The sequence below is a fragment of the Streptomyces sp. LS-MS-L19 genome (genome assembly GCF_058382285.1).
The window spans coordinates 9,219,675-9,232,510 of record NZ_JBYCLL010000001.1; the positions used below are offsets into that span (position 1 = coordinate 9,219,675).

12 protein-coding genes are annotated in these 12,836 nt (G+C 72.2%); 8 read left to right on the plus strand and 4 right to left on the minus strand.

Annotation, left to right across the window (positions count from 1 at the left end; all coding sequences use genetic code 11):
* Positions 1–4 precede the first annotated feature (4 nt).
* Both AC2XR2_RS41165 and AC2XR2_RS41170 read right to left on the minus strand, forming a co-directional pair.
* Positions 5–457, minus strand: coding sequence for an NUDIX domain-containing protein (locus AC2XR2_RS41165; RefSeq protein ID WP_381298131.1), 453 nt, complete (start codon positions 455–457; stop codon positions 5–7).
* Positions 454–1,101, minus strand: coding sequence for a nucleoside/nucleotide kinase family protein (locus AC2XR2_RS41170; protein ID WP_381298133.1), 648 nt, complete (start codon positions 1,099–1,101; stop codon positions 454–456). The genes AC2XR2_RS41165 and AC2XR2_RS41170 overlap by 4 nt, the downstream gene beginning before the upstream one ends.
* A gap of 47 nt (positions 1,102–1,148) precedes the next feature.
* On the opposite strand from AC2XR2_RS41170, the gene AC2XR2_RS41175 reads away from it, so the two are divergent.
* The 7 genes from AC2XR2_RS41175 to nicT all read left to right on the plus strand — a co-directional run bounded on the left by AC2XR2_RS41175 (position 1,149) and on the right by nicT (position 9,534).
* A complete protein-coding gene (locus tag AC2XR2_RS41175) occupies positions 1,149–1,589 on the plus strand; it encodes a YybH family protein (RefSeq protein WP_381298135.1) in 441 nt (146 codons plus the stop codon).
* A 43-nt stretch (positions 1,590–1,632) separates the two neighbouring features.
* Complete coding sequence (locus AC2XR2_RS41180) at positions 1,633–2,370, plus strand: beta-phosphoglucomutase family hydrolase (RefSeq protein ID WP_491517923.1); 738 nt, start codon at positions 1,633–1,635, stop codon at positions 2,368–2,370.
* Positions 2,367–4,721 (plus strand): glycoside hydrolase family 65 protein, encoded by a 2,355-nt coding sequence (locus AC2XR2_RS41185; RefSeq protein ID WP_491517924.1) that lies wholly within the window; start codon positions 2,367–2,369, stop codon positions 4,719–4,721. Before AC2XR2_RS41180 ends, AC2XR2_RS41185 begins: the two co-directional genes overlap by 4 nt.
* 136 nt (positions 4,722–4,857) lie before the next feature.
* On the plus strand, positions 4,858–6,345 hold the full coding sequence (locus tag AC2XR2_RS41190) for a hypothetical protein (RefSeq protein WP_491517925.1): 1,488 nt from the start codon (positions 4,858–4,860) through the stop codon (positions 6,343–6,345).
* The gene (locus AC2XR2_RS41195) at positions 6,342–7,283 is read left to right on the plus strand and encodes a lysylphosphatidylglycerol synthase domain-containing protein (protein ID WP_491517926.1); all 942 of its coding nucleotides are present in this window, start codon (positions 6,342–6,344) and stop codon (positions 7,281–7,283) included. The genes AC2XR2_RS41190 and AC2XR2_RS41195 overlap by 4 nt, the downstream gene beginning before the upstream one ends.
* A 110-nt stretch (positions 7,284–7,393) precedes the next feature.
* Positions 7,394–8,248: a proteasome subunit beta gene (gene prcB, locus AC2XR2_RS41200; RefSeq protein WP_491517927.1), complete on the plus strand. Its 855-nt coding sequence runs from the start codon at positions 7,394–7,396 to the stop codon at positions 8,246–8,248.
* A 128-nt stretch (positions 8,249–8,376) separates the two neighbouring features.
* A complete protein-coding gene (gene nicT / locus AC2XR2_RS41205; RefSeq protein WP_491517928.1) occupies positions 8,377–9,534 on the plus strand; it encodes a Nickel transporter NicT in 1,158 nt (385 codons plus the stop codon).
* 22 nt (positions 9,535–9,556) lie between these two features.
* Here the strand turns inward: nicT and AC2XR2_RS41210 are convergent, their stop codons facing one another.
* Complete coding sequence (locus tag AC2XR2_RS41210; protein ID WP_381298148.1) at positions 9,557–10,519, minus strand: hypothetical protein; 963 nt, start codon at positions 10,517–10,519, stop codon at positions 9,557–9,559.
* Between the two features lie 11 nt (positions 10,520–10,530).
* Entirely contained in the window at positions 10,531–12,003 is a 1,473-nt protein-coding gene (locus AC2XR2_RS41215) for an APC family permease (protein ID WP_381298150.1), read from the minus strand.
* Between the two features lie 347 nt (positions 12,004–12,350).
* Here AC2XR2_RS41215 and AC2XR2_RS41220 point away from each other — a divergent pair, with 347 nt between their 5' ends.
* Complete coding sequence (locus tag AC2XR2_RS41220) at positions 12,351–12,818, plus strand: DUF5709 domain-containing protein (RefSeq protein ID WP_330262465.1); 468 nt, start codon at positions 12,351–12,353, stop codon at positions 12,816–12,818.
* Positions 12,819–12,836: the final 18 nt, after the last annotated feature.

The following is a 12,836-nucleotide window of genomic DNA, read 5'->3' on the forward strand; positions in this document are numbered from 1 at the left end:
GGCCTCACGCCTCCAGACGGTCCAACCAGGCGTCCTGGCCGTCCGCCAACGGGAACGCCAGGGGCAGCGGCTCGAAACGGCAGTGGAACGTCATGCCGTTGTCGCGCCCCGCGCCCGTCACCTGGTGGTCCCACGCGTCGGGGACGTCCGCGTCGTCGTCCACCTCCAGTTCGAAGAAGGTGGTGTGGCGGGGGAAGCGGCGGATCGGGTGGGGGGTGTGCTCCTCCGCGAGGGGCCGCAGCACCCGCACGCGGGTCAGCCCGCTCTCCTCCGCGACTTCCCGCACCACGGCCTCTTCCAGTGGCTCCTCCGGGGCCACGCCCCCCGCCGGGACATGCGTGCCGGGTGGCAGGTCCGCGTCGTGGTCGAACACGAGCAGTTCCACCGGGTGTCCCGCGCGTCGGCGCAGGACGTAGGCGGCCACCCGGACACGCACGGTCGGGCCCTGGTCGCTCATTCCCCCGCCCCCTGGGTGCGTGTCAGCGCCGGTACCACCAGGTCCGCCCGGTCCCGGGTCGCCGCGACCAGCCGCGCGTTCGGCTGGTCCGAGCGCAGGACCCATGCCACCGCCTCCTCGTGGGTCTTGCCGAACTGCTCGTGCCGGGCGATGAGGCGGCGCAGTCGCTCGTTCTCGTCCAGCTCGCAGAACCACACCTCGTCCAGTTGTGAGCGGACCCGGGGCCACAGCAGCAGGTAGTTGCCCTCCGTCACGATCAGGCGGGCCGTCGGGAACACCGGGATCGCCCCGGCGAGCGGCTGCTCCAGGACCCGCTCGAAACCCGGCGCGTACACGATCTCGTCGTCCCGTTCCTCGCGCAGCCGCCGCAGCAGCGCCGCGTAACCGGCCGCGTCGAAGGTCTCCGGCGCCCCCTTGCGGTCGCGCAGCCCGAGCCGGTCCAGCTCCACGTCGGCGAGGTGGAAGCCGTCCATCGGGACGTGCGCCACCCAGGGCTCGCCCGAGCCGTTCAGCGCCCGCACCAGCCGTTCGGCGAGGGTCGTCTTGCCGGAGCCGGGGGAGCCGGCGATTCCGAGGACGGTCCGCCTGCCGTGCTGGGCGAGGGAGCGCGCTCGGGTCACGAGGTCGTCGAAGGTCAGCGGCACACGCCGAGTGTGTCATTCGAGGATCACCGGCCGGCCAGGCACCCTGGATGCGGAAGGGGGAGAAAGGAGGGCACACCGTGACCCACGACTCCGACGCATCCGACGAGGCGCAGATCCGCGCCCTCATCACCGCGTGGGCCGCCGCCGTGCACCGCGGCGACCTCGCGGGTGTGGTCGCCGACCACGCCCAGGACATCGTGATGTTCGACGTGCCCCCGCCCCACCACGGCATCCGGGGGCTCGCCGCCTACCGCGCGCACTGGCCGCCCTTCTTCGCCTGGCAGGCCCAGGGCGCCTGCTTCGACATCGAGACCCTCCACGTCACCGCCGGCAGCGACGTCGCCTACGCCCACGCCCTGCTGCGCTGCGCCACCCCGGAGGAACTCGCCGCCCACCCCGGCTTCCGGCTCCGGCTCACCTTCGGCCTGCGCAAGGAACGCGGCCGCTGGCTGGTGGCCCACGAGCACCACTCGTTCCCGCACGACTGAATCCACCTGTTGGCGAAGCGAAAGGCAGGGAACCGTGTCCTGTATGACGGATCTCGGTCTGCCCGAAGACATCAAGGCCTGCCTCTTCGACCTCGACGGGGTCGTCACCAAAACGGCCGTCGTGCACGCGGCGGCCTGGAAGGAGATGTTCGACGCCTTCCTGCGCGAGCGCGAGGGCGACCACTTCCGGCCCTTCGACGACCACGACTACGACCAGTACGTCGACGGTCTGCCGCGAGCCGACGGCGTACGCGCCTTCCTGGCCTCCCGCGACATCGAACTGCCCGAGGGAAGCGCCGACGACCCACCCGGCGCCGAGACCGTCAACGGCCTCGGCAACCGCAAGAACGCCCTCGTCCTGGAGAAGATCCGCACCGACGGCGTCGAGGCCTACGACGACACCCTGGCCTACATCCGCGCCGCCCGCACCCGGGGACTGCGCACCGCGATCGTCTCCTCCAGCGCCAACTGCCGGGACGTGCTGCGCGCGATCGACGCCGAGGACCTCTTCGACGTACGCGTCGACGGCGTGGTCGCCAAGGAGCGGAAGCTGCCCGGCAAGCCGCGCCCGGACACCTTCCTGGCCGCCGCCGAGGACCTGGGCCTGGACGCGCCCCGCTCCGCCGTCTTCGAGGACGCCCTCGCCGGCATGGACGCGGGCCGCGCGGGCGGCTTCGGGTACGTCGTCGGCCTCGACCGCGTCGGACAGACCGACGCCCTGTACGAGCACGGCGCGGACATCGTCGTGAAGGGTCTCGCCGAACTGGGAGGACACGCGTGATCACCGACCGCTCCTACACCGTCGAACCCTGGGCCGTCCGCGAGACCTCCCTCAAGCTCGACGTCCTGGCCCAGAGCGAGTCCGTGTTCGCCCTGTCCAACGGCCACGTCGGCTGGCGCGGCAACCTCGACGAGGGCGAACCGCACGGCCTGCCCGGCTCCTACCTCAACGGCGTCCACGAACTGCACCCGCTGCCGTACGCCGAGGCCGGCTACGGCTACCCGGAGTCCGGCCAGACCGTCATCGACGTCACCAACGGCAAGATCATCCGGCTGCTCGTCGACGACGAGCCCTTCGACCTGCGCTACGGCCGTCTCGTCTCCCACGAACGCACCCTCGACCTGCGCCGGGGCGTCCTGGAGCGGTCCTGCGAGTGGATCTCACCGGCCGGCTCCCGGATCCGGGTGCGCTCGACCCGGCTGGTCTCCCTCACCCAGCGGGCGATCGCGGCCGTGGCCTACGAGGTGGAGCCCGTCGACAGCCGCACCCGTGTGGTGATCCAGTCCGAGCTGGTCACCAACGAGAGCCTGCCCGGGCCGAACGGCGACCCGCGTGCCGCCAAGGCCCTGAAGTCCCCCCTGGAGCACGAGGAGGGCTACGCCGAGGGCACCCGGCTGCGGCTGGTGCACCGCACCCGGCAGAGCGGACTGAGGGTCGCCGTGGCCGCCGACCACGTGATCGACGGACCCGGACGCACCACCACCAGCAGCGAGCAGATGGTCGACCTGGCCCGGCTGACCGTCACCTCGGTGCTGGAGCCGGGACAGCGGCTGCGGGTGGAGAAGCTCGTCGCCCACGGCTGGTCCGGCGCCCGCTCCCGGCCCGCGATGAGCGACCAGGTCGACGCGGCCCTGGCCGCCGCCGCCCACAGCGGCTGGGACGGACTCCTGGACGAACAGCGCGGCTACCTCGACGACTTCTGGGGTCGGGCCGACGTCGAGGTCGACGGCGACGAGGAGATCCAGCAGGCGGTCCGCTTCGCGCTCTTCCACGTCCTGCAGGCGGGCGCCCGCGCCGAGGAACGGGCCATCCCCGCCAAGGGCCTGACCGGCTCCGGCTACGACGGCCACGCCTTCTGGGACACCGAGACCTTCGTGCTGCCCCTGCTCACCTACACCGAGCCCCGTGCCGTCGCCGAAGCCCTGCGCTGGCGGCAGCACACCCTGCCCGCCGCCCGCGACCGCGCCGCCCAACTCGGCCTGAAGGGGGCCGCGTTCCCCTGGCGCACCATCGACGGCTCGGAAGGATCGGCGTACTGGCCCGCCGGCACCGCCGCCTTCCACGTCAACGCGGCCGTCGCGGACGCCGTGGTGCGCTACACCGAGGCCACCGGCGACCTGGCCTTCGAACGCGACACCGGCGTCGAACTCCTGGTGGAGACCGCCCGGTTGTGGCGCTCGCTGGGCCACCACGACCACCGCGGCGTCTTCCACATCGACGGCGTCACCGGGCCCGACGAGTACAGCGCCATCGCCGACGACAACACCTACACCAACCTGATGGCCCGCGCGAACCTCCTCGCCGCCGCCGAGGCCTGCGCCCGCCACCCGCAGCGGGCCGCCGCGCTCGGCGTCGACGACGAGGAGAGCGCCGCCTGGCGGGACGCCGCCGACGCCGTGCACATCCCCTACAACGACGAGCTCGGGGTGCACGAGCAGCACGCGGGCTTCACCCGTCACCAGCCGTGGGACTTCGCCGGCACGAGCGCCGACCAGTACCCGCTGATGCTGCACTTCCCCTACTTCGACCTCTACCGCAAACAGGTCGTCAAACAGGCCGACCTGGTCCTGGCCATGTATCTGTGCAGCAACTGGTTCGAGGAGTTCCACGACGAGGAGCAGATCGCCCGCAACTTCGCCTACTACGAACCGCTGACCGTACGGGACTCCTCCCTGTCGGCCTGCGTCCAGGCGGTCGTCGCCGCCCGCGCCGGCCACCTCTCCCTGGCCTACGCCTACACCGCGGAGGCGGCGCTGATGGACCTCGCGGACCTGGAGAACAACACCCGCGACGGACTCCACATCGCCTCCCTCGCCGGTACCTGGACGGCCCTGGTCGCCGGGTTCGGCGGACTGCGCCGGGACGGCGACTCCCTCCGCTTCGCGCCCCGCCTGCCCGATCGGTTCAGCCGGCTCGCCTTCAACCTCCGGCTCCTGGACCGCTGTCTGCGCGTGGAGATCGGCCCGGACAAGGCGACGTACACCCTGGTGTCGGGCGCCCCCCTGACGATCCGCCACCACGGCACCCCGGTGACCCTGGGCGACGACGGCCCGGTCGTCCGCCCGGTGCCGACACCGCGGGACCGCCCGGCCCCGAGCCAGCCCCCGCACCGCGCCCCGCACGCGCGCTGAGCACCGACGGGAGATCCGGCCAGTCGCCGCTTGGCCGAACTCCACCCTGCACCCCCTTCTGCCGCGGGTTACTTTGTCCCTGCCTTTGTAATGGACCAGTCCCCGCGGCAGACGGGGTGAGGGGTGGACGAGGACGATGGCCCACGGCGACAGCGCCCTGCTGACCGGTGCGCGACGACGAACCCCGCCGGTGGACCCGGGCGGATCCCCGTGGGCCGGGGGCAGGCGACTCGTCGCCGCGGTGGCCGCCGCCTTCACACTGGGCCAACTCCTGCTGGTCCGGCCCGGGATGGGCCTCGGCTGGGACGAGACCGTCTACGTCAGCCAGGTCGGCACCCAGGCCCCGGCGGCCTTCTTCAGCGCCCCGCGCGCCCGCGGCGTCTCGCTCCTGGTGGCCCCGATCGCGAGCTGGTCGACGTCGACCGAACTCCTGCGCGTCTACCTCGCCGTGCTGTCCGGCCTCGCCCTCTATCTGGCCCTGCGGACCTGGCGCGGCCTCTTCCCGGACCGCGTCCTGGCCGTCGGCGGCGCCCTGTTCGCCTCCCTGTGGATCACCCTGTTCTACGGCCCGCAGGCCATGCCCAACTACTGGGTCGCCGTCGGCGCGCTGGGGGCGGTCGGCTGCTTCCTGCGGGCCCGGGAGAACCCGAGGGCCCTGTGGGGCGTCGTGGCCGGCGTCGCGCTCATGGCGTGGATGCGGCCCACCGACGCCGTGTGGGTCACCGTCCCGCTGTTCGTCGTCGCCGCCATGACCCGCCGCCCGCGGCTCGTCGTCGCCCTCGTGGCCGGGCTGGTCCTGGGCGGCACGCAGTGGGTGGTCGAGGCGTACACCAGCTACGGCGGTCTGGCCGAGCGACTGCACGAGGGCTCCCGCATCCAGGGCGGCCTCGGCCCGCAGTTCGCCGTCGTCGACCAACTGCGCAGCCTCGGCGGCCGGGCCCTGTGCCGGCCGTGCACCGGACCGCTGCCCAACCCGGCCGTCATGACGTGGTGGTTCGTGCTCCCGCTGCTGGCCGCCGTCGGCCTGGTGGTCGCGGTGCGGGCCGGGCGCACGGCACGCACCCTCGTCCCGCTGGCCTGCGCCGCGACGGCCGCCGTGCCCTACCTCTTCCTGATCGGCTACGCGGCGCCCCGCTTCCTGCTGCCCGCCTACCTCCTGATGGCGATTCCGGTCGCCGACGCGCTGTTCCACCTGGCGACCACCCCGGCGGGCCGGTGGCGTCCGGTCGCCGCGGTACTGCTCGCGATCGGGCTGACGGGCCATCTGGCCGTGCAGTACGCCGTCCTGGAGCGTGCGGTGAACCGCACCACCAACTCCCACCAGGACTGGGCGGACACCGCGGCCGAGCTGCACCGCCTGGGAGTGCGGCCGCCCTGTGTGCTCACCGGCTACCTGTCGGTCCCCGTCGCCTACTACGCCGGGTGCACCTCGGCCGCCGCGTTCGGCCCCAACACCAACAGCACCGAAAGCAAGATCCTCGACGCGTCCCGCCGTATGCCCGTCGCCGTCCTGACCCGGCCCGGCGGCTCGCCGCCCGCCTACGCCCGCGACTGGCCCACCCGGCCCGCCGCCGGGATGGTCCTCCATGTCGCGCCGAAACAGAGCGAACCCGGGCCGACATGACGTCCGAGCAGGTCGCCGTCGCCCTCGGCCGCGGGCGCGCGTACGGGCAACTCGCCCTCACGGCTGCCGTCCTGACGGCCGCGGGGTGTCTGGCCCGCCGCCACTGGCCCCTCCTGGAGACCGGTGCCCTGCGACTGGCGACGGCCGATCGGGGCTGGCTGCTCGTCGCCGCCGCGGCCGCCGCCGTGACCTGGGTGTGTTCGGCGCTGGCCCAACAGGGCGCGGTGCTACGCCCCCTGCCGGCCAGGCGGCTGGTGGCCGCGCAGTTCGCCGCCGGTGCCGCGGGCCAGCTGGTGCCGGCCGGTCTCGGCACCGGCGCGGTCAACCTGCGCTTCCTCATGCGGTGCGGGCTGCCGGCCGCCCGCTCGGCGACCGCGCTCGCGGTGAAGGCCACGGCGGGCGGGCTGACGCGGGCCGCCCTCATCGCCGTACTCGCGACGGCCTGTCCCGGTGTCCTCGGGCTGCCGCGGCTCTCCGCCGGGTGGGTGTTCGCGGCCGGGGCCGCCGTCGTCCTGGCCGGGCTCCTCGCGGCCGCACTGTGGCCGTGCTGCCGCCGGGCCCTGGCGCTCGTCCTGGCCGACATCAGGGCGGTCCACGCCAGGCCGCGCCGGGCGGCGGCCCTGTGGTGCGGCTCGCTGGGCTTCGCGGCCCTGCACGCGGTCGTGCTGATCGCCGTCACCCGGGCCGTCGCGCTGCCGCTGGCCCCGCCGCTGGTGGCCCTGCTCTACCTCACCGCGAGCAGCGCGGCCGCCCTGCTGCCCACCCCCGGCGGACTCGGCACCCTCGACGCGGCGCTCGCCCTCGCCCTCACGGCCGGGGGAGCGCCGGGCGTGGCGGCCGCCTCCGCGGTGCTCGGCTACCGGCTGCTGACCGTGTGGCTGCCCCTGCTCCCCGGGCTGCTGGTGCTCGCCCTGCTGATCCGGCGCAAGGCGCTGTGAGCCGAGCGGCGCTGCCGGGTCCCGGGCAAGGGGCTTGAGCCGACCGGCGTTTCCGGTCCCCGTGCTCCTGGTAGGACTCCGGGTGTCGGCCGGAGGCGAGGGGGAGTGCCATGACGTGGAACGAGCACGGCGGACGGCTGGGGGAGGAGTTCTTCACCCCGGGGTCGTCGTCCTTCACGGAGTTCCTGGCGGCCCACCGCCCCGAGCTGCTCAGCACCCGCAGGGTCCTGCCCGACGGGGTGCGGGCCGCACCGGACCAGGTGCCGCACGGCACCACCGTGCTGGCCCTCTCCTTCCGCGACGGCGTCCTCATCGCCGGTGACCGCAGGGCCACCATGGGCAACCTCATCGCCCAGCGCGACCTGGAGAAGGTGCACCCGGCCGACGACCACACGGCGGTCGCCTTCGCCGGCACCGTCGGGCTGGCCCTCGACATGGTCAAGCTCTACCAGGTCGAGCTCACCCACTTCGAGAAGATCGAGGGCGTCGCCATGACCCTCGACGGCAAGGCCCGGCGCCTGGCCGGCATGATCCGGCAGAACCTCGGCCAGGCCATGCAGGGCCTCGCCGTCGTGCCCCTCCTCACCGGCTACGACCCGGCCAGGCCGGAGGGCGAACGGGGCCGCATCTTCAGCTTCGACATCGCCGGCGGGCTCTACGAGAAGACCGGATTCCACGCCGAGGGCTCCGGCTCGCCGTATGCCTCAGGCGCGTTGAAGAAGCTGTTCCGCAAGGGGCTCGACCGCCGCGAGGCCGCGCTCGCCGCGCTCCAGGCGCTCTACGACGCAGCCGACGACGACTCCGCGACCGGTGGCCCGGACATCAACCGGCGGATCTTCCCGATCGTCTCCGTCATCACCGAGGACGGCTTCGAGCGACTGCCCGAATCGGAGACCGAGCAACTGAGCCGGGAGATGGTCGAACAGCGGCGCGCCAGGCCGGACGGGCCGCACGCGACGCTCTGACAGGGCACTTTCCCCAGTCGTGGGAAAGACCTGCCACGGGCTTTACTGCACATGACTTGCAGGTACCGGAGGATGGCACAAGGCTGCTGATCGCGGCCGTACCCCCTTCGCAAAGGAACCTCCGCCCGATGACGGCCGCCCCTGACTCCGCTCCGCCCCTCCTCCCCGCCACCGCCCCCGCGAGGGGCTCGGTCCGGCACCGCGTCCGTGGCTCCATGACGCGGCAGGAGTGGGTCAGGGCGGGCGGCATGGCCGCCGTCGTGGTGGCGTTGCACGTCATCGGCTGGGTCACCCTCGTCGCGATCGTCGCCCCGCACCACTACAGCGTCGGCGAGAAGTCCTTCGGCGTCGGCATCGGGGTGACCGCCTACACCCTCGGGATGCGGCACGCCTTCGACGCCGACCACATCGCGGCGATCGACAACACCACCCGCAAGCTGATGGGGGAGGGGCAGCGGCCGCTGTCGGTCGGCTTCTGGTTCTCGCTCGGCCACTCCAGCGTGGTCTTCGTCCTGGCGCTGCTGCTCTCACTCGGCGTGAAGGCCCTCGCGGGACCCGTGCGCGACGACGACTCCCGCCTCCACGACGTGACCGGTCTGATCGGCACGACCGTCTCGGGCGCCTTCCTCTACCTCATCGCCGCGGTCAACCTGGTCGTCCTGGCGGGCATCTGGAAGGTGTTCCGGCGGATGCGCTCCGGCCGTTACGACGAGGCGGCGCTGGAGGAGCAGCTGAACAACCGCGGGTTCATGAACCGTCTGCTGGGCCGCGTCATGAAGTCGATCACCAAGCCGTGGCAGATGTACCCGCTCGGACTGCTCTTCGGCCTGGGCTTCGACACCGCGACGGAGATCGCCCTGCTGGTCCTGGCCGGCTCCGGCGCGGCCTCGGGACTGCCCTGGTACGCGATCCTCACCCTGCCCGTCCTGTTCGCCGCCGGCATGTCCCTCCTCGACACCATCGACGGCTCCTTCATGAACTTCGCCTACGGCTGGGCCTTCTCCAAGCCGGTCCGCAAGGTCTACTACAACCTGACGATCACCGGCCTGTCCGTGGCCGTCGCCCTCCTCATCGGCACGGTCGAACTCCTCGGCCTCCTCGCCGACAAACTCGGCCTGCACGGCCCGTTCTGGGACTGGATCAGCGGCCTCGACCTCAACCTCCTCGGCTTCGTCATCGTGGGCCTGTTCTTCGCCACGTGGATCGTCGCCCTGGTGGTGTGGAAGGTCGGCCGGATCGAGGAGAAGTGGACGGCGGGGCTCGCGGAGCAGCCCGCCGCCGACTGACCGGGAGCAGTGTCCCGGCCGCTCAGGTGCGCACCTTGAAGTCCTTGCGCCACTTGGTGAACTGCTGTTCCGCCTCACCGGTGTACGACCACGGCGTGCGGGTGCCGCGGCGGTCCAGCATGCGCAGGAGCGGGACGGCGACCTCCTGGACACCGGCCAGACAGGCCGCGTGGGCCAGGTAGTTGAGGTCGCGGAGCTCGCCGGGGACGACGGTGTGGTCGCTGCGGCCCATGATCCAGCGCTGCCAGGTCCGCCGTACGTCACTGACCGCCCCGTCGTGCTTCCAGTGCTGTCCGAGCCCCACCGAAGCGGGGCGGTCCCCGTCGGCCGCGTCCACCGCCGACCGGTACTCCTCGACCCGCGCGTACTGGACCAGCACCGGCAGCGCGGAACCCGGCGGCGCCACCCCGGCCGCGTCGCGGGCGAAGTCGTACATCAGGCCGTTCGAGCCGTGCCAGCGTGACGAGTAGTAGTGCAGGATCTGCAGGTGCCCCTCCACGCTGTACGGGTCCCGCGCGTGCAACTCGTCCCACCAGCGCCCGAGTTCCTGCCGCCGCACCCCGGCGGGGTACAGCCGCGCCACCGAGATCAGGGAGATCCACGGCGTCGGGTCGTCCACGAACGCCTCGGAGGCCTGGAGACAGGCCATCACCGCGGCGTCGATGCGGCGCTGGTCGATCGGCACCCCCCGGCCCGCCGCGATGGCCAGGTTGAACGCCCTGGCCGTCTCGGTGGCCGCCCGCAGCACCAGCGCGTCGCCGTTGTGCGGCTCGGCCGCCAGCCACGACTCCACCGTCGAACTGCCCGCACAGGCCTGTGCCAGCATCCGGACCCGGTGTCCCCGCGAGAGCCAGTCGGGCCCGGTGGCACGCAGCAGTTCACGCAGCCCCTGCCAGCGGCCGATCACGATGTCCTGTCGGGCGGTGGTGAGGGGGACGTCCCCGCAGTCGGGGTCGAACTCGGGGGCGAATCGGTCTCTCGCCATCGCACAACCCCTCAGAAGTCGGTGGGGAGACCCTCGTGGACCAGCGAGGGCCCGGTCGCCCCGCCGTCGGGAACGTAGTCCGCCTCGACAGTACGGCTCGCGTCAAGCCGTGCGGGCCGGTAGTAGTCGCTGCCCCGCCTCCAGTACCAGAACATCGGGACCAGACCCACGGCCAGCCCGCCCACGCCGATCGAGATCGCGGCCGTGCTCAGCTCGCCCAGCGACTCCACGAAGACCCAGAACATGAACAGGGCGCCCAGCAGCGGCCACAGACCGCCGAGCAGGAAGTCGGTCGGGGACTTCAGCAGCATCTTGCGGTACGCGACGACGACGGCGAGGCCCGTCAGGCCGTAGTAGACGGCGATCTGGAGGCCGATCGCGGAGATCGCGTCGGAGAGGATGTCGCCCACCGAGCCTAGGGCGTTGGAGGCGATGAACATCATCAGCGCCACCGCGCCGACCACCACGATCGCCACCCACGGGGTGTTCCAGCGGCGGTGCACCCGGCCCAGCACGGACGGCATCGTGCGGTCCCGGCCCATCGCGAACAGGGACCGCGTGACCTGGATCAGCGTGGTCTCCAGGGTGGCGATCGTCGACAGCATCACCGCGACGATCAGCAGCTTGCCGCCCCAGCCCGGCCAGACCTCCTCGCCCAGTACGGCAAGGACGTTGGCGTCGTTGTCCTCGATCTGCTTCGAGGTGAGGATGACGTTCACCGCGATGGTGAACACCTCGAACAGCAGGAAGACGATGCCGACCCCGATGAGGCCCGCGAGTCCCGTCGTACGGCGGCTGTTGCGGGTCTCCTCGCTGAGATTGCTGGTGACGTCCCAGCCCCAGTAGTAGAACGCGGCGATCAGCGCGCCCGAGGCGAAGCCCTGCATCCCGTCGAAGTGGCCGAAGCCCAGCCAGGACCACTCGAAGGCGCGGGCGCTGCCCGTGTGGAAGAGGGCGAGCACCGCGAACAGCGCCAGGATCGCGAGTTCGACGCCGGACATGATGAGCTGGGCGCGCACCGTGAGCCGGGCGCCGCCGAGCACCACCAGCAGCATCAGCACGAACCAGGCCGCGCCCACGACGGTCGACAGCGCGGTGTTGTCCGCGAGGTCCTGGTCGAAGAGGGCCAGCGTCATCGAACCGGCGGGCAGCGACCCGGCCACCATGAAGATGGTCGCCGAGATCACCAGCGCCCAGCCGCTGACGAAGCCCAGAAAGGGATGGAGCGTGCGGCCCACCCAGGAGTAACTGGCGCCCGCGTTCACGTCGATGCGGCTGAGATAGCTGAACGCGAGAGCGATGCCCAGCATGGGTATCGCGCAGTACAGCAGTGCCGCGGGGCTGGCCAGACCCACCGCGCCGACCAGGACCGCGGTGGTCGCCGCGATCGAGTACGCCGGCGCGCTGCCCGCCACGGCCATGACCACGGTGTCGAACGTGCCGAGGGCGTTGGCCTGGAGCCCTCTGCCCCTGTTGATGCTCATGTGTTGCGCTGCTTTCCGTAGGGCACGACGCACGGACACCGGCGCCCGCACGGCGCAAAGAGGGTAGGGGGTGGCTCCGCCCCGGGACCGGAGAGGGATGGCCTCGGCCAGGGGTGGTGAAGCAAGGAAACGAGGGTGCGCAGGACCGTACGGCCGCTGCGTCGACGGACGGTCACTCCGCGTGTGCGAGTGATAATAGCCCCATTCCTTGAGCCTTCAAGATTAACTGGGGGGTAACCTTCCGAACCGTGGAATGCCCACTCCGCGCACCTTTTGAGGTTGGAGAGCGCGTTCGGGGAAACGCGGATCAGGACCGCCGATCAACCCCGTGCGTGAAGGAGCGTCCCATGTCCGGCGACCCGATGGCCGACGACGTCTACCAGCCCACCGGTACCAACGAGGAGCAGGAGGACGCGGCGCCGCTCGACCTCCAGGACGCCCTCGACGAGCGGACCTACGACGACACCCTCGACGAAGGCTACTCGCCACCGGAGAAGCCCCTCGGCGTCACCCGGCACGGCACCACGGCGGCCGAACAGCACGACGGCGAGACCCTCGACGAGCGCCTCGCCCAGGAGGTCCCCGAGGCAGGCGAGCCCCTCGGCGACGGGGTGGGCGACCTGCCCGGCGGCGAGGGCGAGCCGGTCGATCCGCAGGCCGGCACCGACCGCGCCGGACGCCTGGTCGCCCCCGACGAGGGCGCCCACTCGGCGACCACCAAGGAGGAGGTCGCCACCGACGTGGGCATCGACGCGGGCGCGGCCGGCGCCGAGGAGGCGGCGGTGCACGTGATCGAGGACCCGGAGCAGCTCTGAGGCACTGGAGGTCGCGGG

Excerpts from the sequence above, each read along its gene's own strand:
- AC2XR2_RS41180 (WP_491517923.1), top strand. The coding sequence starts at position 1,633 with ATGACGGATCTCGGTCTGCCCGAAGACATCAAGGCCTGCCTCTTCGAC.
- nicT (WP_491517928.1), top strand. The coding sequence starts at position 8,377 with ATGACGGCCGCCCCTGACTCCGCTCCGCCCCTCCTCCCCGCCACCGCC.
- AC2XR2_RS41195 (WP_491517926.1), top strand. The coding sequence starts at position 6,342 with ATGACGTCCGAGCAGGTCGCCGTCGCCCTCGGCCGCGGGCGCGCGTAC.
- AC2XR2_RS41190 (WP_491517925.1), top strand. The coding sequence starts at position 4,858 with ATGGCCCACGGCGACAGCGCCCTGCTGACCGGTGCGCGACGACGAACC.
- AC2XR2_RS41210 (WP_381298148.1), bottom strand. The coding sequence starts at position 10,519 with ATGGCGAGAGACCGATTCGCCCCCGAGTTCGACCCCGACTGCGGGGAC.
- AC2XR2_RS41220 (WP_330262465.1), top strand. The coding sequence starts at position 12,351 with ATGTCCGGCGACCCGATGGCCGACGACGTCTACCAGCCCACCGGTACC.
- AC2XR2_RS41215 (WP_381298150.1), bottom strand. The coding sequence starts at position 12,003 with ATGAGCATCAACAGGGGCAGAGGGCTCCAGGCCAACGCCCTCGGCACG.
- AC2XR2_RS41165 (WP_381298131.1), bottom strand. The coding sequence starts at position 457 with ATGAGCGACCAGGGCCCGACCGTGCGTGTCCGGGTGGCCGCCTACGTC.
- AC2XR2_RS41175 (WP_381298135.1), top strand. The coding sequence starts at position 1,149 with ATGCGGAAGGGGGAGAAAGGAGGGCACACCGTGACCCACGACTCCGAC.
- prcB (WP_491517927.1), top strand. The coding sequence starts at position 7,394 with ATGACGTGGAACGAGCACGGCGGACGGCTGGGGGAGGAGTTCTTCACC.